Source organism: Paenibacillus arenilitoris (assembly GCF_014705655.1).
Classification (GTDB): Bacteria; Bacillota; Bacilli; order Paenibacillales; family Paenibacillaceae; genus Pristimantibacillus; species Pristimantibacillus arenilitoris.
In genome coordinates, this window is record NZ_JACXIY010000040.1 from 16,831 (window position 1) to 38,575 (window position 21,745).

20 protein-coding genes, 1 pseudogene and 1 riboswitch are annotated in these 21,745 nt (G+C 55.6%); of the genes and pseudogenes, 6 read left to right on the forward strand and 15 right to left on the reverse strand.

What is annotated here, in order from left to right:
• Position 1 precedes the first annotated feature (1 nt).
• The 6 genes from IDH41_RS25930 (at position 2) to IDH41_RS25955 (ending at position 4,286) form a co-directional block, all read left to right on the forward strand.
• On the forward strand, positions 2 to 133 hold the full coding sequence (locus tag IDH41_RS25930) for a paeninodin family lasso peptide (RefSeq protein ID WP_190866352.1): 132 nt from the start codon (positions 2 to 4) through the stop codon (positions 131 to 133).
• 99 nt (positions 134 to 232) lie between these two features.
• Entirely contained in the window at positions 233 to 1,156 is a 924-nt protein-coding gene (locus tag IDH41_RS25935; protein ID WP_190866353.1) for an HPr kinase/phosphorylase, read from the forward strand.
• Positions 1,157 to 1,169: 13 nt separating this feature from the next.
• Complete coding sequence (locus IDH41_RS25940) at positions 1,170 to 1,487, forward strand: lasso peptide biosynthesis PqqD family chaperone (RefSeq protein WP_190866354.1); 318 nt, start codon at positions 1,170 to 1,172, stop codon at positions 1,485 to 1,487.
• Positions 1,450 to 1,908 (forward strand): lasso peptide biosynthesis B2 protein, encoded by a 459-nt coding sequence (locus IDH41_RS25945; protein WP_190866356.1) that lies wholly within the window; start codon positions 1,450 to 1,452, stop codon positions 1,906 to 1,908. Before IDH41_RS25940 ends, IDH41_RS25945 begins: the two co-directional genes overlap by 38 nt.
• 37 nt (positions 1,909 to 1,945) lie before the next feature.
• A complete protein-coding gene (locus IDH41_RS25950) occupies positions 1,946 to 3,745 on the forward strand; it encodes an ABC transporter ATP-binding protein (protein ID WP_190866358.1) in 1,800 nt (599 codons plus the stop codon).
• Between the two features lie 211 nt (positions 3,746 to 3,956).
• A complete protein-coding gene (locus tag IDH41_RS25955; RefSeq protein WP_190866360.1) occupies positions 3,957 to 4,286 on the forward strand; it encodes a helix-turn-helix domain-containing protein in 330 nt (109 codons plus the stop codon).
• Positions 4,287 to 4,300: 14 nt separating this feature from the next.
• Here the strand turns inward: IDH41_RS25955 and IDH41_RS25960 are convergent, their stop codons facing one another.
• The 15 genes and pseudogenes from IDH41_RS25960 to IDH41_RS26025 form a co-directional block, all read right to left on the reverse strand.
• Positions 4,301 to 4,462: a hypothetical protein gene (locus IDH41_RS25960; RefSeq protein ID WP_190866362.1), complete on the reverse strand. Its 162-nt coding sequence runs from the start codon at positions 4,460 to 4,462 to the stop codon at positions 4,301 to 4,303.
• 16 nt (positions 4,463 to 4,478) lie between these two features.
• Positions 4,479 to 4,562: riboswitch (cyclic di-GMP riboswitch) on the reverse strand.
• Between the two features lie 175 nt (positions 4,563 to 4,737).
• The gene (galE, locus tag IDH41_RS25965) at positions 4,738 to 5,784 is read right to left on the reverse strand and encodes a UDP-glucose 4-epimerase GalE (protein ID WP_190866364.1); all 1,047 of its coding nucleotides are present in this window, start codon (positions 5,782 to 5,784) and stop codon (positions 4,738 to 4,740) included.
• A 131-nt stretch (positions 5,785 to 5,915) separates the two neighbouring features.
• Complete coding sequence (locus IDH41_RS25970) at positions 5,916 to 8,222, reverse strand: right-handed parallel beta-helix repeat-containing protein (protein ID WP_190866366.1); 2,307 nt, start codon at positions 8,220 to 8,222, stop codon at positions 5,916 to 5,918.
• A gap of 50 nt (positions 8,223 to 8,272) precedes the next feature.
• Complete coding sequence (locus IDH41_RS25975; RefSeq protein WP_190866368.1) at positions 8,273 to 9,853, reverse strand: lipopolysaccharide biosynthesis protein; 1,581 nt, start codon at positions 9,851 to 9,853, stop codon at positions 8,273 to 8,275.
• A 23-nt stretch (positions 9,854 to 9,876) separates the two neighbouring features.
• A complete protein-coding gene (locus IDH41_RS25980; RefSeq protein ID WP_190866370.1) occupies positions 9,877 to 11,064 on the reverse strand; it encodes a glycoside hydrolase family 88 protein in 1,188 nt (395 codons plus the stop codon).
• 18 nt (positions 11,065 to 11,082) lie between these two features.
• Positions 11,083 to 12,264 (reverse strand): glycosyltransferase, encoded by a 1,182-nt coding sequence (locus IDH41_RS25985; RefSeq protein ID WP_190866372.1) that lies wholly within the window; start codon positions 12,262 to 12,264, stop codon positions 11,083 to 11,085.
• A gap of 11 nt (positions 12,265 to 12,275) precedes the next feature.
• Positions 12,276 to 13,469, reverse strand: coding sequence for a glycosyltransferase (locus IDH41_RS25990; protein ID WP_190866374.1), 1,194 nt, complete (start codon positions 13,467 to 13,469; stop codon positions 12,276 to 12,278).
• A gap of 7 nt (positions 13,470 to 13,476) precedes the next feature.
• Complete coding sequence (locus tag IDH41_RS25995) at positions 13,477 to 14,634, reverse strand: polysaccharide pyruvyl transferase family protein (RefSeq protein WP_190866376.1); 1,158 nt, start codon at positions 14,632 to 14,634, stop codon at positions 13,477 to 13,479.
• Positions 14,635 to 14,662: 28 nt separating this feature from the next.
• Positions 14,663 to 15,694: a glycosyltransferase gene (locus tag IDH41_RS26000; protein ID WP_190866378.1), complete on the reverse strand. Its 1,032-nt coding sequence runs from the start codon at positions 15,692 to 15,694 to the stop codon at positions 14,663 to 14,665.
• 22 nt (positions 15,695 to 15,716) lie between these two features.
• The gene (locus IDH41_RS26005) at positions 15,717 to 16,913 is read right to left on the reverse strand and encodes a glycosyltransferase (protein ID WP_190866380.1); all 1,197 of its coding nucleotides are present in this window, start codon (positions 16,911 to 16,913) and stop codon (positions 15,717 to 15,719) included.
• A gap of 23 nt (positions 16,914 to 16,936) precedes the next feature.
• A complete protein-coding gene (locus IDH41_RS26010) occupies positions 16,937 to 18,130 on the reverse strand; it encodes a nucleotidyltransferase domain-containing protein (protein WP_190866382.1) in 1,194 nt (397 codons plus the stop codon).
• Between the two features lie 133 nt (positions 18,131 to 18,263).
• On the reverse strand, positions 18,264 to 19,448 hold the full coding sequence (locus IDH41_RS31570) for a DegT/DnrJ/EryC1/StrS family aminotransferase (RefSeq protein ID WP_223830078.1): 1,185 nt from the start codon (positions 19,446 to 19,448) through the stop codon (positions 18,264 to 18,266).
• Between the two features lie 90 nt (positions 19,449 to 19,538).
• Positions 19,539 to 20,165 (reverse strand): annotated as a pseudogene (locus tag IDH41_RS31575) (HAD family hydrolase); the annotation flags it as partial.
• Positions 20,155 to 21,147: an ATP-grasp domain-containing protein gene (locus IDH41_RS26020; protein WP_190866385.1), complete on the reverse strand. Its 993-nt coding sequence runs from the start codon at positions 21,145 to 21,147 to the stop codon at positions 20,155 to 20,157. The pseudogene IDH41_RS31575 and the gene IDH41_RS26020, both read right to left, overlap by 11 nt.
• Complete coding sequence (locus IDH41_RS26025) at positions 21,137 to 21,742, reverse strand: sugar transferase (protein WP_317890819.1); 606 nt, start codon at positions 21,740 to 21,742, stop codon at positions 21,137 to 21,139. Before IDH41_RS26025 ends, IDH41_RS26020 begins: the two co-directional genes overlap by 11 nt.
• Between the last annotated feature and the right edge of the window lie 3 nt (positions 21,743 to 21,745).

Consider the following 21,745-nt stretch of genomic DNA (forward strand, 5'->3'; position numbering starts at 1 on the left):
TATGCAAAAGAAAGCATGGCTGCAACCGACGTTGGAAGTGCTTGACGTGAATCAAACGATGGCGGGTCCAGGCGTAGATATCCCTGACGCCGTTCAGCCGGACCCTACAGAGATCATTCACCACGAAAGCTAATCGCCGTTCGAATATTTTCATACTTAGAAGACAGATGCCCTTATATGTCAAAGTATAGGGGCACCTTCCCCAAAATAGCCTCACGAACGAATGGAAGTGATGATCCTGCCAAGGACCGATAGCCTTACCGATTACTGCGCATTTGGCTTGCGTATCGAAAGCGAAATGCCGCTGCCCGAGCTTACGCGATCCGATTCGCCTGCTTACTTGGGCATGGTGCCCGTCAACGTGAAAAAGAGCGACCTTTCCGCCATGTGGGCGGAGTACGAGCCGGTCAAAGAATCGATCGCCCTGGTCGGCCGGCAGGTTCTGTTCCGGATACCGGACACCGCGATTTTCTGCGTCGACGGCGATTCGATCCTCTTCTCCCCTTGCGAAGGCGCAAGCGAAGATAAGATCCGCTTGTTCGTCCTCGGCACGTGCATGGGCATCGTCCTGATGCAGCGGCAAATCCTCCCTCTGCACGGCAGCGCCGTCGCGATCAGAGGGAAGGCGTACGTCATCGCGGGCGCATCCGGCGCCGGGAAGTCGACGCTCGCTTCGACCTTGCTCGGAAGAGGCTGTTCGCTATTAAGCGACGACTTGATCGCGGTAACGTTGGCAGCCGATGGTACGCCCATGGTCATGCCGGCCTATCCCCAGCAAAAAATGTGGCAGGAGTCGATCGACCGTCTCGGCATGAGCTCCGCGCACTTAACGCCCCTCTATGACAGGGAGACGAAATTCGCCGTGCCGGTTCCCGCCAAGTTTTGCAACGAACCGCTGCCTCTGGCCGGCGTCTACGAATTGATAAAAACGGAAACGACTGCGACGATGAAGGCAATCAACGGGCTTGAACGATTCCATACGTTGCTTAACCATACATTCCGCGGTTTTCTGATCGACCGGTTAGGGTTAATGGAGTGGCACTTCGGCACGCTGGCCCGATTCGTGAACCGGATCGACATGTACCGCATCAAGAGGGCATCCTCCGGCTTCAGCGCCCACGCGCTGGCCGACGGCTTGCTGGAAACCATTCATTAGGAGGCAGATTGAAATGGCGAACGCCGAAAAAATCGTTTTGTCCGATCTTATTACGGCATGCGAACAAAACATCGTCAGCGACATGGGCGGCGAGAAGGTGATGTTGAGCGTGCGCAACGGCAATTATTACAATCTCGGGGCCGTTGGCGGCCGTATCTGGGATTTGCTAGTCAGCCCCGTCACGGCCGGCACGCTGATCGATGAGCTGCTGAAGGAATTCGACGTGGAACGCGACGTATGCGAGCGTCATGTCATCTCTTTTCTGGAACATTTGCGGAAAGAAGGTCTGATCGTTGTCCGTCCGGAACATTCGGCTGCTCTTCGCGCTTGATCGCCGCACCTTGCTCTTGTTCTTCGAGGCTTTCGTTTATTTAGGCTGGGCTCGTCTTCTCATGCGGCGTCCGTTCGCAAGGCTCGCTCCCGCGCTCGGAACCAGAACCGAGGAAACCTCGACCCAGCAGACGGCGGAGCACTTGCGCCTTCTGAAGCAAATTTCGAATGCGTTGGAAGCGGTCAGCCGCCATACGCTCTGGGAGAGCAAATGCCTCGTCAAAGCGATTGCCGGCATGAAGATGCTGGAGCGGCGGGCCATCGACAGCACTCTGTACCTCGGTACGGCCAAAGACGAGCGGGGACGGCTGATCGCCCATGCCTGGCTGCGCAGCGGGCCCTTGTACGTAACGGGCGCGGACGTCATGAGCCGCTTCGTCGTCGTCGAGAAATTCGCCAAAAGGGCACGCGGCCAATCGTGAAGGTTCCGCCGTCCTTTGGCGGCATAAGGAGAGAATCATGGCATCCATCTTTCATTATATGAAGCGGCTGCGAGCCGTCTCGGGCACGGCCCTGTACGTCAACCTGTTCGGGATGGTCGTCTCCAGCTTCCTGGACAGCGTCAGCATCTTACTGCTAATCCCGCTGCTCAGCCTGATCGGAATCGTCAGCATGGACATGGGAGCAGGCTATTTCTCCTGGATATCCGATGTGCTGGACAATATCCCCCCGACGACGGCGCTTCTGATCATTTTGGGCGCCTATATCGCCATTATGTTCGGTCAAAGCCTCGTCCAGCGACACGTCGCTGTGCAAAGCGTGGCGCTGCAGCAGAAATTCGGGAAGGCGCTGCGGCTAGAAACGTACCAAGCGCTGCTTGCCGCAAGCTGGCCCTTCTTCCTGAAGAAGCGATCGTCGGATCTGATCAACCTCCTCACGATCGAATTGGCCCGCGTTCTCGGCGCCGTCAGCCTCTTCCTCCAGCTTACGGCCTCGATCGTCTTCACGCTTATTCAAATCGGTCTAGCCTTCTGGCTGTCGCCGGGCTTGACGTTATTCGTGCTCGCCAGCGGCATCGTGCTCGGGTTGTTCTCCAGAAGATTCATTAAGCGGGCGAAGCGGCTCGGCAGCCAAACCTCGAAGCTGTCGCAAAGCTATCTTGCCGGCATTACCGATCAACTGAACGGAATCAAGGACGTCAAGAGCAATACGCTGGAGCGCTCCCGGCTGCGCTGGCTTGACGGCTTGACCGACGGGATGGCGGCCGAGCAGCTGGCCTATATCCGGCTTCGGTCCAGTTCCCAGCTGATCTACAAAATGTCGTCCGCCGTGCTGATCGCGGTCTTCCTCTTCATCTCGTACAAGCTGTTCCATACGCAGAGCTTGCAGCTGCTGACGATCACGGCCATATTCGCCAGATTGTGGCCGCGGTTCACGAGCATTCAGTCCAACCTGGAGCAATTGGCGTCCATGGCTCCGGCGTGCAAAGGGCTGCTTCGGCTGCAGGAGGATTGCAGGCAAGCCGCGGAGCGATTGGAGGCGCCGGGCGGAGACGCGGTCTCCCCCATGCGCGTGGAACAAGGCATCGATTGCGTCAACGTCTCTTTCCGTTATAACAAGAACGATTCGGCCCTCACGCTACAGAACATCCATCTCCATATCCCGGCGAATCGCATGACCGCGATCGCCGGCCCTTCCGGCGCAGGAAAAAGCACGCTGATCGACCTCGTCATGGGGATGATCCGGCCGGAAGACGGCCAGCTCCGCATCGACGGCCAGCCCGTCGGCGAGGAAAACCTGCTCGCTTACCGCAAATCCATCAGCTACGTGGCGCAGGATCCGTTCCTGTTCAATGCCAGCATCAGGGAAAATTTGCTGCTCATCAAACCGGACGCGACGGAAGAAGAGATGTGGGAAGCGCTGGAGTTCGCCGCCTCTTCCGACTTTGTGCGCAAGCTTCCGCAAGGGCTGGATACGGTCATCGGCGACCGCGGCATACGGCTGTCCGGAGGCGAGCGGCAGCGGATCGTTCTCGCTCGGGCCGTCATCCGGAAGCCGGCGATCCTCGTGCTAGACGAAGCGACGAGCGCTCTGGATACGGAGAACGAGAAAAAAATCCAGGAAGCGATCGACCGCCTGAAGGGCAAGATGACCATCATCGTCGTGGCGCACCGGTTATCGACGATCCGCCATGCCGACCAGGTGATCGTGATCGACCAGGGAAAGCTCGTCGAACGAGGGGATTACCGCCAGCTGGCGGCCGATCCGACCAGCCTGCTCGGCCATCTTATTCATAGTCAGGCCGAGGAAATCGCTTAAAAATAACGAAATATATACAAAAAATGGAATTAGGAACAAATCAGACCAAGGAATAATCCTTGGTCTGCTCCTTTTGAAACGGCGTGCGATCTAAAATCCGTTCAAATCCGCATTAAAATACTTTAACATTCGTGTTCATGCTTTCGCGAACTAACGTTTTTCGTTATAATGGGAAGAAGACCGCACTTATGTGATAACGGAGGAGTTCGTCATGATTGGAGAACGCATTCAAACGCTGCGCAAGAGGAAGGGCCTTTCGCTAACCGAGCTTTCCCAGAGGGCGGGAGTCGCTAAGTCGTATTTAAGCTCCATTGAACGGGGGCTCCAACAAAATCCTTCGATCCAGTTTCTCGAAAAAGTAGGCGCCGTACTGAACGTGACGGTTGAAGATTTTTTGAATAATGAGCAATCCGGTGACAAAACCGAGCAGCTTGACAGCGAGTGGGCCGAACTCGTTAGGGAAGCCATGGCCTCTGGCGTCAGCAAAGATCAATTCAAAGAATTTCTGGAATTCAACAAGTGGAAAATTAAGCGCGAGTAGCGCTTTTTTCGCGTCTAAACGGCTGTCTCTTCCATGCCGTCCTTGCCGCTTTCCGCCAGCACCTTAATAATTTTGCGAACCTCGTCTTGATTGAACCCCATCGATCGCGCGCGCATAATCAAGGTTACCCACTCCATGTCCAACTCCTGATGATCTTCCGATGGCACAAGTACCATAATCCTATGTCCCCCATTCTTTTTGGGACGGTTGCACCACTGACTCCATACGTTTAAGGTGCCCAAATACTAAACGCATTTCATCGTCTCCCTATGCTTGTCATTGGCTTTCAATAACAGTATTATAATCCACTCGAACTGCGCATACTGTCGGTTTGTGTCTCACAAAATTGAGAGATAATTACATTTTTTGTCGAATTTCTTTAAGTGTTGTTAGCGGAGCCAGGGATTAGGCGGCGTTCGGTTAGGTCTGGGAAACTAGCTTGGCATGCAAGCTACAAAGCCAGATCCAGCTCCGCGCTTTCGCTCGCCTGCCCATAGCCGTTCGGATTCGTTTTTTGCCAGCGCCAGGCGTCCTCGCACATCTCCTCGATTCCTCGAATGGCGGTCCATCCTAACTCTTCGTTCGCTTTGGACGTATCCGCGTAGCAGACCGCGATGTCGCCCGGCCGGCGGCTCGTGATCGCGTACGGAATGCTGCATCCCGAAGCCTTCTCGAAAGCGGCGATCATCTCGAGCACGCTGTAGCCCCGACCGGTGCCAAGGTTGTAGACGTCGACCCCGGATTTGTTCATGATCCGCTCGAGCGCCTTCACATGCCCCGCCGCGAGGTCGACGACGTGGATATAGTCCCTGACGCCGGTTCCGTCCGCCGTTGGATAATCGTCGCCGAAGACGTTCACCTGCCTCAGCTTCCCGACCGCCACTTGCGAGACGTACGGCAGCAAATTGTTCGGAACGCCGTTCGGATTTTCCCCGATCAGACCGCTTGGATGCGCGCCGACCGGATTGAAGTAACGGAGGATCGATATCCCCCACTCGCCGCCCGACGCGGACAAGTCCTGCAAAATTTGCTCCAGCATCAGCTTCGTCCGGCCGTAAGGATTCGTCGCGCCAAGCGGCGCATGCTCCGGGATCGGCACCTGCTCCGGCAGGCCGTATACCGTTGCCGACGAGCTGAACACGAGCTTATGGACGCGGTGCTTCTTCATGACCTCGCACAGCACCAAGGTGCTCGTAATATTCGTATAGTAATAGGAAAGCGGCAGCCGGACCGACTCGCCGACGGCCTTGAGCCCGGCGAAATGGATGACCGCTTCGATCGGGTGCCTCGAGAAAATGCCGTCAAGCCCATCGCGATCGAGCAGGTCCATCCGGTAAAACGTAAAGCCTTTGTTCGTAATTTCGGCGACGCGGTCCAAGGCGGCGGAATGGCTGTTGGCCAGGTTGTCGACGACGACCACCTCATAGCCCGCCTCCAGCAGTTCTACGCAAGTATGGCTTCCGATGTACCCTGCACCGCCCGTTAGTAAGATTGCCATTCGATCTTCTCCTCTCTTTGCAATCATAGATCGCATAGTTGTGCGTAATAAAGAACAGTTCGGCAAATAAACGCCCTGCAGCGGTTACGTCTGCAGGGATCTCTTATTATTCAGCGCAGCCAGAGGTTTATTTAAGCACTTCCTAAGTCCGTATTGTCAACCAGCCGCAAATACGGAGCCGTGCCTGCTATCGTGACGCCTCTAAAAACGGATTTTGCGATCGTAACCGATTGATTTTGGCGGATCCAGTTCAAATTGACTCTGGTGTTGTCCAGATGCGAATGAACGATGACCGCTTTGTTCGTATTGTCCGCTTTGCTTATTGCGGCATTGAGAAACGTCGTTCCGTTCACGAGCGAATTGCCGTCGAGCATGACCCCGAGATTTTGAAGCAGCCCGCCCCGAAGCGTGACCTGTCGCGTATACCTGGCATTATTGGAGCCGAGCTGGATGTCCGTCCATCCCATCGCCGGCGACTTCGCCCGTACAAATTCCGCATTGTTAATATGGCAGCCTTCAAACCTGGCCGAGCCTTCGATCAGCGTCAAGCCGTCTATGCTTGTCGGCCGGCCGGCGTAATCTTGCGGCACCATTACGGACACGTCGTAGTTTTTGACCGTTACGTTCTTGATGACGGCCCCCGCGGTAAGCAGATTGAAGTGCTGGGCAAGCGCATTATCCGTGCGCCAGTCCCTCTCGAGCGTAATATCGGAAATGTAGCACCTGCCGTAGTTGAATCGGCTGATGTTAAATCCGCTCTGGCCGGCGTCAATTAGCGCGACCGGAGTGCCGCCTTGCGTCTCGGATACTTGAAAGGAATTCGCGGTCACGTTGACCGTGTAATAAAGCTTGTCAACGCTAATCCCCGACGGGACCTTGCCGATCCACTGCTCGAAAGCGACTTGCGCGCCGTTGCCTATGCCGTGTGAGGCGACATACGTGAACGTACCCGCTGCCGCGTTGACGGACGGCGTTCCGAGATAACCGTAGGCGGTCGTGCCGAAGAACCGGCCGTTCTTGATTTGGCAATTTTGTACGACCGCGCCTTGTACGTCGAGCAGCTTCAAGTTGCCGTTTATAAAGACGGCGCCGTTAACATAGTTGTCGCCTTGCACCGACAGCTCGCAGCCGATGAACGTGTTGTCGACGTATTTGACTCCGGGGAAATTAGGGTTCGCACCGATCCCTCCGACGTTATACCCTTCGAAGGTGTTTCCTTCCACCGTGACGTAGGTCCCGTCCGCATTGACGAGATGCCCTCTGACATTGTTATAGATATAGTTGTCCGAGACATGGATTCTGTAGTTCAGCTCAAGACCGTCCGTGCGGTCCGGCGTCTTGATCGGAATGTTCGTTTCGCCGTACATGGATTCGATGTCGATGCCGAACATGGGAGGCGTGCCGTTCCGAAAATTCGTCGTTACGCCGTCATCGTCGTAACCGATATCATGTATGTTGTTCCGGTAAACATGCGTATCGTTCGAACCGGTCAGCGATATGCCCTGTCTTCTGCAATGATGTATGCGGCAGTCGTGAATGCGTATGTGCTGCCCCATCTGCTCCTGCGTATATTGCGCCGGATCGAGATGGTACTGCTCCCATCCCGTAAAAATACCATCGCCCGTACAGTGCGAAATTTCCACTTCGCTTATTTCGATATGGTTGCAGCCGTACAGAGCAACCCCGAATCCGCTCTCGTGCGTGTAATGGGTATGGTCGATCTTCGCTTGCAGCGCGGCGATTTGCTGATTCGTCAGCGCCGTCGTGAGCGGAATCGCGATGATCATTTTATTATTGTTGCTCATATCGTTCGTTTCGTTCAGGAACCATCCTCTTCCATTCGGATTCGCGGGAGCGAACGCGCCATTCGTACGGTAGCCTACCAGCGTCTCCTTGGCGATCGTATCCTTGTATTGATAGAAATGATAGCCGGGCGCGTTCACGCCGGGCATGCTCCAAACCCTGAAGTTCGCAAGCAGGCCGGGATTGGCGTAGCGGTCGATGACCTCGCTGCGTATCCATTTCGGATCGTTGTTCGGCGTTCCATCCATATTGACGCCGCCTCTTACGAATTTGACGTAGATTTCATAGGTATGGCTTTTTTTGTCCCCCGTAATTTTGCCGCCGGAAAGCTTGGCGCCCCGGGTTCCTCTCATCTCTATGATGTTGTAATTAGGAGAAGTATTCGCTTGCAAAGCGATTTCGCAGCCGCTCTCGAGCTCCAGATGCAGTCCGCTCTGCATGCGGATCGCGTAGTGCTCGTCGGGATCGAGCTGGACGAGATAAAAGCCGGCCGGGAGAACCGCATGGGTATACCCCTCCGATCTGGCCCAATCGAGCGCTTGATTGATCCCCCTTGTCGTTTCCGCCGGCTTCTGGCCCGCGTTGTTGATTTGAAAACGGATCAGTTCAATGCGGTAAGACCCATTCTGACTCATTACCTTCACCTCCGTTTTACTCTCACCTTATGTAGCTTGTCACAGAAGCGTTACGATTTTCCGCCAACCTCCATATTGCGGCCATGTCCGGCGACTTTCCGGAATATCGCGGATACGCTTGAAGCCTTCTCCAGCACAGTCCGGGCGATTCCAAGCAAGTAACGGAATTCTTCCGTTCGGTGAAAAAGCACGACGTAGATGAGATTGACGAGCAGAAGGCAGATGAGACCTTGCAGCAGGAACCACGGCAGCGTATCTACCGGCAGCAGTCTGCCGACGGCGCCCGCTGTCAAGCAAACCGCGGTGCCAATTGCGGTATATTTGAAATAGTGAACGTAATAACGGCTAACCGGCTCGCGGAACACCTTCTTATAGACAAGGAGAGGCGTATACCAGAAAGGAACGAGCAAAGCGCTCAACAAAGAGCCGAGGAAGATGCCGGCAATGCCCATCGCCTGCACGAGCGCAAACGAAACGCCCAGATTGACGACGGCTTGTATTAATGGGGTGAACCGGTCTTCATGGAAGATGCCTGCGGTCGTCTTCACGGCGCTCAACGAATTGCGCATGCCTCGTTCATAGAAGCAAAGCACGAGCATCAGCAGCACGGCATGGCTCATTTTGTAGTCCGGACCGATCCATAAATCGATGAGCGGACCGACCAGTAAATAGAGGCCGATGGCGAGCAGCGAATACAGCCAGAAATTGAGCAGCTGCGTGACTTTATAAATGCGGTATACGGCGTCCGGGCTTTCCTTGGCTATCAAATTGCCGAGGCTGTGATACATATTGGCAAACACCTGGTTCAGAAGCGTCCGGCATATATCGATCAGCATTTTATAGTTGGAGTAAAGGCCGACGGCAACAAGGCTGACAAAGGAGGAGATCAGAATGCTGTCCACGCCGAAAATAAAATAGTTGCCCACATTCTGCAAAATGATCGCCTTCATGTTTTTTTTGAAATTCGCTTTCGTCTCTTCATCGAGCCCGACCTGCGCTTTCTGCTTTAAGAACGGATACCGCTTGTCGACGATTACAACGAGTATGACTGACGTTACAATGGCAAACAGGCTCTCTAGTGCGAGATACAGGATGTAATTTTCCGTGAAGTGCAGGACGGCGATCTTCATGCAGGTCGATACGATGGCCGAGATTGAAAAAACAGCGGTCACGATATAATTTTTCTGGTTGACGTTCAAGAAGGAATGCTTGTAGACAAACAAATAGGGAGCGGCCGTATTGACGAGAAACAAGAGGTAAATGACAGTGAGATGCTCGACGTTCGTTTCCTTGATAAACAGCCCCAGAAACGGCATGAGTCCAAGCCCGAGCAGCATGACGACGCCCGCGATGATCAGGTATGCCCGCTTATACAGCCGCATCAAGGCCAATATTTTGGGCTGGTCGTTGTTCGCTACCGGCTTATACAGATTGTAGACGATGCTCGAGCCGATGCCGGCCTCCGCCAGCGTGAGCATAGCCAAAATACTTGTGAACAAGCCGTTGATGCCTAAATATTCGATGCCCAGGCTGTTGATGAACACCGTTCTCGAGACGAAGCTAAGCGCGGTAATGACGAGTTGGTTGCCCAGCCCGGCCGATATGTTGAGCAATGAACTTTTTACTCTCATTTGGATCTCCTATCTGAGCATCTCTACACGACCTTTGAATGGTTGTGGTGATTGACGACCCGAATGCAGAAGCCTTGCGTAAAAGGCAAAATATTGAACAGCATCGAATAGACGCCAATGTCCTTCGTATCGCCTTGCGAGAAGTCGACGGCCCCGCTGCGCCGCGTCACCTTCATCAAATAACGGACGGCAAGGCTCGCGCCCCGCTCGCAGCTCTCGCGGATTTCCCCGATCTTCGAAGCTTGCAGCAGAAACCAGCCGAGCGTCGCGGTCGTGGAAGAATCGGGCCGCGATTCGCCGCGGGCGACCGACCAATTCCAGTTGCCGTCCGGCCGTTGGAAGTCGAGGACGCTGCCCGCGAACTTCTTGATCATCTCCTCGAGCACGGCCTTCGAGCCATGCCCGGCTGGCAGCTCGAGCCAGGCGTCCGCAAGACCGATCGCGAACCATCCAAGCCCTCTTCCCCAGCCGTACAAGCCAAGCGGCATCGCGCTATCAAGATGGTACGCGTGGCTCGGGATGTAATATTTCCCGTGCATTCCGTGCCGCTCGTATTCCTGCAGCTGCTTAACCGCAAGCGTTACGCACTCCTTAATGCCGTATCTGGTCCCGTAGGCGACGAGGAACGGGCAAATGAAACCGATCGTATCCACATACCGGTAATGCTTCATCGATTTGCGGTATTGCACGGTGCCGTCTTCGCCGATATGATCTCTAATCAGCTCCCAAATCTCATCGAAAGCTTTCCTGTAGCGATTCACGTCCACGAAATCGAGCTTCATGACGGCATAGCCGAGGATCGCCGCGTCGATTTGCCCGGGCTTCTGCTTCCACCCGCCGGCAGCGTCGAATTTCGCGTTCAGAAACGTCCGGATCTCGTCTTCCGTCTTCCGGTCGCGGCTATGTCTCAAATATTCGTAAAGCCCCAGCAGCAGCGACGCCTCCTGCCAATGTTGAATGGCGCTCTTCGTATAGTTGCCGCGCAGCATATCGAGGACGACGAATCTCGTATTGTCGGTCACTTTGATTTTCGGCGTACGGTTCAGCCACTTCATCCCCGCTTTCGTTATCGAAGAATTCCAATGCTCCTTATCCTCGTATCGCCCGATATGAATTCTGCTCAGCCAATCCCGAAAAATCGGCGCGACGTCGATTAGAACGACGAGAACGGCCAGACCTAATAATAGCAATGCCGCGATTTCGAATAGCATAAACAATTACCACCTCGCTCAGCTGATCCAACGGTATAGCTTATCGATTTCTTGCTCGGTCCCGAGCGATTCCTTCTTCAAGTTGTCGACGAACCGGCTTCTAAGCCGCTCGTCTTCGAGGAGCCGCTTGATTCCGGCATACACGGCAAGGGCGTCCTGCTCCACGATGAGACCGTTCTGTTCATGAACGAGCTGGTCGTAAATAACCTTGAAATTGGTCGAAACGATCGGCTTGTTCAATATTTTCGCTTCCGTAATCGTCAGGCAGCGCCCCTCGAACATGGAAGTTTGCACATAAATATCGCAATGCTTGATATAGGGATACGGATTTTCTTGAAGCCCCGTCAGTATGACGGAATGCTGCAGCCCCTTCTCCGCAATCAATCTCGCAAGGCGATCCTTCTCTTCGCCGTCGCCGACGATGTACCATCTCACCTCGTAACCGTCCTTCACGAGCCGCTCGCATGCTTCGATCGCGAGCGGGAAGCCTTTCTGGTAATTAAGTCTTCCGACGGAGGCTACCGTAACCCCGCTTCGCGCGATATTCGTGTTGGCCGATGCCATATCGACGATCGTGGCCGGCGATACGATATTGTGCATGAGCTCCACCTTGTGGCCGAACAACGGGAACCGCTCCTTCAAAATCGTGACGCATTCTTCGGATACGGTGACGATTTTGTCCAGCTTGTCGAAGTAATCGTAATCGATCCGGGGATCCATGCCGAGCTTGTCGTAATCGTTATGGATGAATCCGATTTTGACGGCTGCCTTTACCTTTTCGACGATGTAGTAGATCGGCGACTTCTCCAAATAGCCGAACGCGGCGTCATACGTCTTGGCGAGCGGCCGGAACGATCTCGCTACGTATTTCCATGCCCGCTGCTCGCGCCTCGCCGTGTTTTTCTCCGTCTTGAACACGTAGCCTGCGCCGATCCGCGACAGCGCGAGGTCGATTCTGCCCGCCTTCACGCAGCCGAGGGCGGCCGCTTTGATCGGCATGTCGAAATAAGGATAGTCGTCCGGCGCATGCAGCACCGTAACTTCCTTCGGCAGTTTATCGAAAAACATCCCTTCGTGCTTGAATAAAAACAAATCAACCTCGTACTTGCCGTAATCGATCGCATGCAGCAAGGAAATGAGCGACTTCTCGGCCCCGCCGCAATGCAAATTGCTCATGACGAACAACAGTTTCTTCTTCACGGTCCTTCCACCTATCCAAGAAGTTTGTACAGCTTCTCAATCTCGCCCTCCGTCCCGAGCTGCAGCCGGGACAAATGGTCCGTCATCCGTTTCCGGGCCTCGCGGTCTTGAATCAGCCTGCCGATGCCGGCCGCTACGGAGTCGGCGTTCATCTCGACGATCAGGCCGTCGATACCGTCCTCGATCTGGTCCTTCGCCGTGCTGAAATTCGTCACGACGATCGGTTTATTCAAAATTTTGGCCTCGTCGACCGCAATTGCTTTCCCTTCGAACCGGGACGTCTGCGCATAAATGTCCGCCTGCTTCAGGTAAGGATACGGATTCGTCCTGAGTCCGAGCAGCTTGAACCGGTCCGCCAAGCCTTCTTTCCTGATCAGCCCCGCCAGCTTCTCCCGCTCCTCCCCTTCGCCGATGATGTTCCACTGCACGTTATAACCGCGTTCGACCAGCCTTTTGCACGTTTTGACCGCCAGATCGAAGCCTTTCTGCGGATGCAGCCTGCCGATGGATAAGATAATGAGCTCGTCGCCCTGCCTGTCGTACAAATCCTTTGCTTCTTTCTCTGCGAGCCTCCTGATGACGGATGGCGATACGATGTTGTGAATGACGTTCACCTTATCGTTCTGGTTCGGAAACCGTTTCTTCAATACGCTCGCGCATTCGTCCGACACGGTAACGATATGGTCCAGCTGCTTAAAATAATGAACGTCGAAATCGGGATCCATCCCGAGCTTGTCGTAATCGTTGTGAACCCAGCCGATCTTCTTCGCCGCGCTTACCTTCTCCACGCAAAAATAGATCGACGTCTTCTCCAGAAAACCGATGGCCGCGTCGTACCGTTTCTCAATCCGGTTCATCGCCCTGGCCATGTACTTCCAGCTTCCCTGCTCCCTCGTCCCGACGTTCGATTCGGTCCGGTTCACGACGCTGTACATAATCCGGCCGTAGGCAAGCGTTGGCTTGCCTCTCAGCAATAACCGCGGAACGGCGTCCCAGATCGGCTGCGAGAACCGCGTATACGATTCCGGCAGCGGCAGGATTCGAACGGCGTCGGGAACCATGCTCATGAACAGCCCTTCGTGGCTCAGCAGGAACAAATCGACTTCAAACTGCCCATAGTCGATTTGGGAGAGGAGGTTGATGAGGCTCCGCTCCCCTCCCCCGGCCGACAGGCTCGGCATAACGAACAGTAGTTTTTTTCTCATCCGCGCCTCATGCCAGCTCGCTTAAATATTCGACCGCTTTGTAGGACATTTGCTTAATGCGCGGAATCGTCGACTTAAGCCGGCTCTTTATCTCCGCCTCTTCCGACGCCATTTCCTCGAAATGGCCGATCAGCTTCGCGCTGTCCGAAATTTCGTCGATGCCGAGAACGAGCTTCTCCTCGCCGAAAATATCTTTGGCGATCCCTTTCGACTTGACGCTGTAGCCGAGCACCATCGTTGGCACGCAATTGGAATAGGCGGCAATCGTCGCATGGGTCCGTGCGCCGATAAAAAACCGCATCCGCGCGATGTAGCCTTTGTACTGGACCGCCGTCAAATGGTCCGGCAACAAAATAACGCGCCCGGAATGCTTGAGCTCGTTGTAGAAGCTCGTCAGCACCTCGTAATCGTTGTTGCCTTGGTAGATGACATGCGGCGTCAGCGCAACCGTCATGTCGGTCGTATTCAAAATATGATGGATGAGCTCCCTGACCGCTTCCCTGGACCTCTTATTGCGCTCCCATACGAGAGGGCTGAAATTAATGCCGATCGTATTCCCTTCCTGCCAACCGTCCGGCAAGGGCAGCTCCTCCTGCTCCATCGTAAAGGCCGGGTCGGCGCACAGCTTGACGTTCGGCAGCCCCTTCTCCTTCAGCATGCCGTAAGTGAGCGACTCCCGAGCCAGAATCAAGTCGAACCGCTTCAAATCGTTCAGCTTCCGCTCGGACATGTCCTCTTCGCCGATCGAGCAGCCCCACAAAACAAGCTTCTTCCCTTGCGCTTTCACCCTGCGGTCGATCTCGTACCAATTCGGCTGTTCTCCATAGCAATAGTTATCGCCGCCGATCGAGAGGCATACGTCGACGTCCTTGATCCGGTTAATCGTCTTTTGCTCGATAAGCCCGAGCGCGTACGATTCGTCCTGGAGTATTTTATTTTGGAGCGCGGCAACGAGCCAAGGCACCGAATAGCGCTTAATGTCGGACCTAGAGCCGTCGTATATGCCGTCCAGCGCCGGGATGACCATATCGGTTTGCGGCTTTTCCGATGCCAGGTACACCTTGGCCCCGTTAATTTTTTCTTTAATGATCCTCGTAGAGGAGCGGACGATCGCCTCGCAGCCCCTGTTCAGGCTTCCCCCGTGCGCAAACATCATGATTTTCATTGCGAATTCCTCCCGATTGCAATCAGAATTAAAAATTTCTCGATCGGCTGTACACCACTGCGGCAAGCAGCCCCGGCGTCAGTCTGGCTTTGACCATGAACAGCAAGCATTTCTCGTACCTGCCGATCGCATCCCGGCGTCCTTTCCAATAGAGCGGAAGCGCCGCCCTTACGTGCTTATTCGCGATCATCCGCTTCACGTAGCGGTACCTGCTTCGAAAGCTCATTTCCTTGCTTGGCTTTAAATAAATATAAATGTAGGAAAGCATGCTTTTGATCAGCCGGACCGACTTCAACTCGTTTACGTGCTCGGCGGGGAGCAGCCCGTCATAAATCGGAGGAGGATCGGACAGAAACACCTCGAGCGCTTTCCCGAAATAATCCTTCTCCCCGATGTTCCGGGTGGCGCTGCCGCTCACTTCCCTGTAGTAGTAACCCGAATAATTCAGGTAGAAGGCCGAAGCGGCATGCCCGAAAAACAGCATGTTAAACAGGCAGTCCTCGCCGAGAGCCACCTTCTCCGGAAACGCGACCCGATGCCGCCTCAGGACGCTCAGCCGGTAAATTTTGTTCACCGCGGTATTCAGGTCATCCGTTTGAAGAAAATAAGGCATCATATGCTGCCGGATGTAATCCCGGTCCAATGCCGCATTCTCTCGAAACGGATACGCCGTGACGACCTTCGCGCCTTCGATCTCGCTCTCGAAGTTGGACACGACGACGTCGCAATCCCTTTGCGCCGCGGCGAGGTAAAGCGTTTCGTACATATCCGGCGCGATGTAATCGTCCGCGTCCACGAATCCCGCGTACTCGCCCGCGGCTGCCCGAAGACCCGCGTTCCTCGCGGCGCTCACGCCTTGGTTCTCCTGGGTAATGAGCTTAATCCGATCGTCACGCAGCCGGTAGCTTTCAATAATCAACCCGCTCTTATCCGTAGACCCGTCGTCGACAAATATAAATTCGCATGCTTGAAGCGTCTGGCCGAGCAAAGACTGTACACAATCGGCTATATAGGGCTCCGCATTGTATACCGGTATGATTACGCTGATCTTCACATCCACGGACTTGCCACGCTCCCGTCGCCTACGCCAGTAATTGATAAAGCTTATCCAACTCGCCGCCGTTGCCGTAGTCTTGACCGTCAAGGTAGCGCGCCAGCCTCTTCCGCAGCTCTTCGTCGTGATAGAGACGCTCCACCGCGCGGGCGATCCCTTCCGGGCTAAGCTCGCATATGACGCCGTCGACGCCGTCCACCACTTGGCTTGCGGACGTCGCGTAATCGGTAATCACAATCGGCTTGCCGAGTATTTTCGCTTCCGTCACCGTGACGGCTTTGCCTTCGTACCTGGAAGGCTGCACGTAAAGGTCGCATTCGCGAATGAACGGATACGGATTCGTTTGTTTCCCGAGCAGGATGAAGCGCTCCTCCAATCCGTATTGCGCGATCAGCTCCCGAATCATCCCTTCGTCGCCTCCGTAGCCGACGACGTACCAGGCGATCCGGTCATAGCCTCGATCGGCGAGATGCTTGCATGCCTTGACGGCCTGATCGATGCCCTTCGCATGGGACAGCCTCGCGACCGTCAGAAGCTTGAACCTTTTGTCCGCCTTCATGGCGTTGTCCGGATCGTTCTCCGCGGCCATGCCCTTCACGAACTCGGGCGACATAATATTCTCGATCACGGTTACTTTGGCGCTAAGCGAGCCGTATTTCGCCAGGAACGAAGCTTTGCAGGCATCGGACACGGCGATAATATGATCGAATTTGTTCCACATTTTCAAATCCATGGCACGGTTCGTCTCCACGGTGGAGAAGTCCGTATGAATCCATGCGACCTTCTTGCCGGCCTTCACCTTCTCCGCCACGTAATAATGCGGCCATAAGTAGCTGATGGCGACGTCGTATTCCGTCTCCGTCTTCGGCAGGAACGGCAGCGCGTATTTCCACATGAGCTGCTGCTGGATATAACCCGGCTCTGCGATCCGCTTCCAGCTTCCGAGCAAACGCGCGTGAACGCGGGATAGAACCCGGGCGATGCCGATCGGCAGCTGCCTATCCCTCAGCGTCTCTCCGATGCTCTTGCGAAACGTTGCGTATTCGGCGACCTCGCCCAGCAAATTGACGTTGCCGCTGAGCAGCGGCATGAAATCGCCCTGATGCCTGTAAAGCATCAGATCGACGGCGTGCGAGGCGTAGTCGAATTGGTCCAGCATGCCGGCCAGGCTCCGTTCGACCCCGCCTACCTCCATGTCGTAGGAAGCAACCAGTACATTTCTCATCTTCATCTCCCGCTTCTTCTCGTTCATAGTCGGCCAAACTTGCTGATTCCCGTTTTCCGCCATGCCCATAGGAAAGGGCGGAGCGGAAAGTAGAGAAAGTGCAGAGGCTTCGGCAGGGGCAGCGTTTCCGAATCCTCGTGATAAGGAAACAGGAAGCTGGCGATAAACTGTATTTTTTGCCTGACGGTCATGAGGGAAAACAAGTAACGCTTATGGTAGCGGCTTATTTCCTCCGCCAATGGCGGCGTATGTAAATTGACCATGCGGTGGACATAGAACATCGCGTCCTCCGCGAGCCAGTGCGCTTTCCTGCCCGAGAGCAGCGGCTTCATCTCGTCCTGCAGCGGCAGCCGCAGCAATCTGGCGGCAAGCAGCAGCGCCTGCCCTCCGATATGGCTGTACTGGTGCTTCCGAAGCAGCCGGATCAATGCGGGCCAATCCAGCTTCTGATTCACCAGCTGCTTGATGTCGAGCAGCCAGCGCAGCCTGGACCAGCCGTGCCTCGCGCCGTGCGAGACGAGAAACATGAACAGATCCTCGCGACCCAAATAGTAAATCGGCCGGTTGATGAGCGAGCTCTTCCGCCTCCGGCTCCACAGCTCGTTGAAGCCCGGTTCCTTCGACGGCGCCGGATTCAAGCGCCAATGCAGCTCGACCTTGATCCCTTTGTCCGGGTGGCGAAACGTCGTATGATGATGCCTCCATTTCCAGTCGTTCAGCACGGAGACGATATATTCGTCCTTCACGTAGCCGAGCGAGACGAGAAGCGCTTCGGCCCCGTTCAGCTGCCCCATCGGAATGAGCATGTCGAGGTCGCAGGAGGTGCGCAGCGAGACATCGCCGTACAAGTCGGCCGCAATGACCGGACCTTTGAGAAACAACGTTCGGATCCCGTTGTCCGAGAAGGCTTTCGACAGCTGCTCCATCTCTCCGCTAAGCGCGAGCATCTGCAGCGTATTCCGGTAATAGTCCCGGTGAAACAGCTGCGCCACGAATGTCGGAATGTCAACCGAGCCGAGCTCGTGCAGCCTGCGCTTCACCGAAGGAAATACGCGGTGATGCCGCGCGAGCGCGATGAACCGGTCCCAGTCCGCTTGCTGCAGCAGCTCCTGATAGTCGAAGGCAAGATCCGCTTCATGATCCGCTGACAGGAACGCAAGGAGCAGCCTTAATTCATTCGGCAAATCTTCCATTTGTAGAGTGATGTCGTTATTCATCGCTTTCTCCTTCATGCCAATTAACCAATAACGAACAAAATTCAGGTTTTTTGTTCTATAAAAAGAACACGACTACAGATTATCATCGACCTCTACCGTTGTCAATCGATTTCTAGCGAACTTTATGAAATCCTCATACGGATGTCCCGAGCGGCATGCTGCCTGCCCTTGCGTTGTCGAAAACCGATTTGATGCATGCGATGACCCGCGCTTGATCGGCTTCCGCGAGATTCGATCCGGACGGAAGGCAGAGCCCGGCGGCGAACAGCCTCTCGGATACGGCCGCCCCTTCCTCGTGCGGGTAAAATCGCTTGCCCGCGAATAGCGGCTGAAGATGGAGCGGCTTCCATACATGGCGGGCTTCGATCCGCTCCCCGGCCAATGCTTCGAGCAACCGGCGAACCGTTACGCCCGATGCCGTATCGAGGGTCAGCGCCGTCAGCCAGCGGTTGGATAGCGTATTCGCCAGCTCGGGCATAAAGCGGACGCCGGGCAGGTCCGACAAAGCGGCCCGGTAACGGGCGAATACGGCCCTTCTGGCCGCGACCCGTTCATCCAGCACCGCAAGCTGCGCTCTCCCCACGCCCGCAAGCAGGTTGCTCATCCGGTAATTATGCCCGGCAACGCTGTGCTGGTAATAAGGAGCGTTGTCTCTGGCCTGCGTGGCCAGAAATCTCGCCCTCACAAGCGACTCCACGTCATCCGACAGCAGCATCCCTCCGCCGGACGTCGTAATGATCTTGTTGCCGTTGAACGAGAAGATACCGAACTTGCCGATCGAGCCGCTCGCCGCCCCCTTGTAGGTCGAGCCGAGCGATTCCGCGGCGTCCTCGACGATCGGGATTTGATAGCGCCCGCACAAGGAGGCGATCTCGTCCATCTTGGCGCTTTGCCCGTACAGATGAACGACGATGACCGCTTTCGGCAGCGTCCCTTCGCGTTCCGCTTCCTCGAGCGCGGCCTTCAGCGCCTGCGGCGACATGTTCCACGTGTCGGGCTCGGAATCGATAAAGACGGGCTCCGCCCCCTCGTACAAAATCGGATTGGCGGAAGCGACGAACGTCAAGCTGGAACAAAATACGCGGTCGCCGGCTTTAATATCAAGCAGCCGGAGCGCCAAATGAATCGCCGCCGTCCCAGAGCTGACCGCGACGGCATCCTTGACGCCCGCATATGCCGCGACCTCCTTCTCGAAGGCGTCGACGTGCGGGCCGAGCGGAGCGACCCAGTTCGACGCGAACGCTTCATTGATATAGAACTGCTCCTCTCCGCTCATATGAGGCGGGGAGAGATAAATAAAAGGGGATTCAACGCCCATGAACCGGTGCTCTCCTTCCTTCATGAATAAATGGGTGCAAACCGCAAGGCCGGCCAGGCATCGCAAATCGCGAATCCGGTATTGCGCCTCGTATCCGGGCGCGGCTTGGACGCCCGCGTATACGCCCCGTTCCCGCTGGACATGGACGGTCGTCCAGCCCAGCCGGTTGGCGGTCACGAAATCTTTGGACGCATTGTCCCCAACGTACAGGCAGGCTTCGGGAGGCAGGCGCAACCGGCGGCTTACTTCTTCGTAGACGAGCGGGCTTGGCTTCCAGTTCTCCCTTCCGAAGGCGTCGGACAGAACGATCGCATCGAACCGGTCAAGCAGGTTCAATGCCGTCAGCTTCTGCCGCTGCGCGATATGGTAACCGTCGGAGAGAAGGCCGCGCCTTGCGTGAGGCGCCAGACGGTCAAGGGCCCAGCGGGCGTCGTCCAGCAGCCGGATATCCGGAAGATGCGCGCGGTAGCGGTCCACCAATTCTATGATCGTATGCTCGTCGCAGCCTATGCCTAACCGCTCCAGCGCTTGGTTGAAGATATGCCGCCGTTCCCCTTCGCGAAAGAGCGTCTCCGCAACCGCCGCAAAGCCTTCCTCGCCGTACCGTTCCGATACATGGCGGCCGACGGCCCGGAAGCCGCTCATGACATATTCCCGCTCGTCGTATAACGTGTCGTCCAGGTCGAATACGATCGCCTTGATAGCCTCAATAGCCATAGGCGATTTCCTTCGTGAATACGGCGTCGTCGTAACGAAGCATCGTCAATCGGTCGCACCAGCCATAATCCTGACCTTCGGCGAAGCTTTCGCCGCGGCCCAGGCGAATCGTCCATAACGGAAAATCGGCGCCCGCTTCAATCGCGAGCGGGATGCCGCCGCCGAACCTCGGATTAATCTCGATAAACGTAATTTCGCCGCCTTGCTGCTCGAAGCACTGCAGCGTAACGCAGCCGACGGGACCGGGCAGGGCGCGAACGACCTTCTCGGCCGCCGCGATGACGGCTTCGTTTTTTCTCGTAATGCCTTTGCTTACTTCGCCGGCTCTCGTTTCGATGCGCAGCCTCGGGACGATCGTTTTGATGTTGCCGCCGAAATCGACCATGACGTCCACGGTATATTCGTCCCCGGTCACGAATTGCTGAACGATCGCGCCCGGAATGTAATCCTTAAAGAAGCGAAGCTCCCGCTCGTTGAGGATCTTCGTCACCCCTTGGCTGGAACTGCCGTTCCTCGGCTTGATCATGAGCGGGAATTGATATCGTCCCTTCTCCAGCTCGTCTTCGCCGTATACCTTCGGCGTCGCAATGCCGTTCGCGGAGAAGTACTCGTACGTCTTTTGCTTGTCATTGGCCATTTCGTTCAATTCCTTGCTGGAGAGCAGCAGCTTTACGTTTATCTCGTCGAATAAAGGCTTGTGGTCCGCGAGCAGAACGAGCTCGGTATCGATGAGCGGGACGACAAGATGAATGCGTTCCTCCCGGCAAATCGCCAGAAGCCGTTCCAAATAATCCGGCTCGGTCACTCTAGGCACCAAGACATGGCGGTCGCTCATGAAGGCGGTCGGCGCGGTCGGCTTCAGGTCGGCCGTTACGATTTTCCCTTTGATCCCGTGCAAGGCATAGGCCTCTTTAAACTTCTTGACGAGCGATACCCTTCTTCCCGAGCTCGTGAACAAAATATTGATTTCGTCAGCCTTCATGATTCGAGACACTCCCCTTAAACAGTGGCATAGTCGCGTGGCCCGCGCTGCTGATTCCTTCCGGGCGGACCACTTTCTTGATCGTCAGCAAAATGATCTTTAGGTCGACGAGAAGATTGCCGTTCTCGACGTACCAGACGTCCAGCGCGAACTTCTCCTCCCATGAAATCGCGTTTCTCCCGTTCACCTGCGCCCAGCCGGTAATGCCCGGCCTCACCCGGTGCCGCTTCGACTGCTCTTCCGTGTATAGCGGCAAATATTCCATGAGCAGCGGCCTTGGGCCGACGAGGCTCAGCTCCCCTTTCAGCACATTGACCAGCTGAAGAAGCTCATCCAGGCTGAATTTGCGCAGCATCGCACCGAAGGAGGTGAGCCGAAGATGATCCGGCAGCGGCTGCCCGGTACTGTCCTTCCCGTCGGTCATCGTCCGGAATTTGTACAAATAGAATGGCATGCCATGCAGGCCCGGGCGCTTCTGCTTGAACACGACCGGCGTTCCAAGCTTTAGGCGGACGAGGCATGCCGTGCACGCAATGACCGGCGCAAGAACAAGCAGCATGAGGCTTGCGGCGATCATATCGATGATTCGTTTCAACAT

Excerpts from the sequence above, each read along its gene's own strand:
- IDH41_RS25930 (WP_190866352.1), top strand. The coding sequence starts at position 2 with ATGCAAAAGAAAGCATGGCTGCAACCGACGTTGGAAGTGCTTGACGTG.
- IDH41_RS25935 (WP_190866353.1), top strand. The coding sequence starts at position 233 with ATGATCCTGCCAAGGACCGATAGCCTTACCGATTACTGCGCATTTGGC.
- IDH41_RS25940 (WP_190866354.1), top strand. The coding sequence starts at position 1,170 with ATGGCGAACGCCGAAAAAATCGTTTTGTCCGATCTTATTACGGCATGC.
- IDH41_RS25950 (WP_190866358.1), top strand. The coding sequence starts at position 1,946 with ATGGCATCCATCTTTCATTATATGAAGCGGCTGCGAGCCGTCTCGGGC.
- IDH41_RS25955 (WP_190866360.1), top strand. The coding sequence starts at position 3,957 with ATGATTGGAGAACGCATTCAAACGCTGCGCAAGAGGAAGGGCCTTTCG.
- IDH41_RS25960 (WP_190866362.1), bottom strand. The coding sequence starts at position 4,462 with ATGGTACTTGTGCCATCGGAAGATCATCAGGAGTTGGACATGGAGTGG.
- galE (WP_190866364.1), bottom strand. The coding sequence starts at position 5,784 with ATGGCAATCTTACTAACGGGCGGTGCAGGGTACATCGGAAGCCATACT.
- IDH41_RS25970 (WP_190866366.1), bottom strand. The coding sequence starts at position 8,222 with ATGAGTCAGAATGGGTCTTACCGCATTGAACTGATCCGTTTTCAAATC.
- IDH41_RS25975 (WP_190866368.1), bottom strand. The coding sequence starts at position 9,853 with ATGAGAGTAAAAAGTTCATTGCTCAACATATCGGCCGGGCTGGGCAAC.
- IDH41_RS25980 (WP_190866370.1), bottom strand. The coding sequence starts at position 11,064 with ATGCTATTCGAAATCGCGGCATTGCTATTATTAGGTCTGGCCGTTCTC.
- IDH41_RS25990 (WP_190866374.1), bottom strand. The coding sequence starts at position 13,469 with ATGAGAAAAAAACTACTGTTCGTTATGCCGAGCCTGTCGGCCGGGGGA.
- IDH41_RS25995 (WP_190866376.1), bottom strand. The coding sequence starts at position 14,634 with ATGAAAATCATGATGTTTGCGCACGGGGGAAGCCTGAACAGGGGCTGC.
- IDH41_RS26005 (WP_190866380.1), bottom strand. The coding sequence starts at position 16,913 with ATGAGAAATGTACTGGTTGCTTCCTACGACATGGAGGTAGGCGGGGTC.
- IDH41_RS26010 (WP_190866382.1), bottom strand. The coding sequence starts at position 18,130 with ATGAATAACGACATCACTCTACAAATGGAAGATTTGCCGAATGAATTA.
- IDH41_RS31570 (WP_223830078.1), bottom strand. The coding sequence starts at position 19,448 with ATGGGCGTTGAATCCCCTTTTATTTATCTCTCCCCGCCTCATATGAGC.
- IDH41_RS26020 (WP_190866385.1), bottom strand. The coding sequence starts at position 21,147 with ATGAAGGCTGACGAAATCAATATTTTGTTCACGAGCTCGGGAAGAAGG.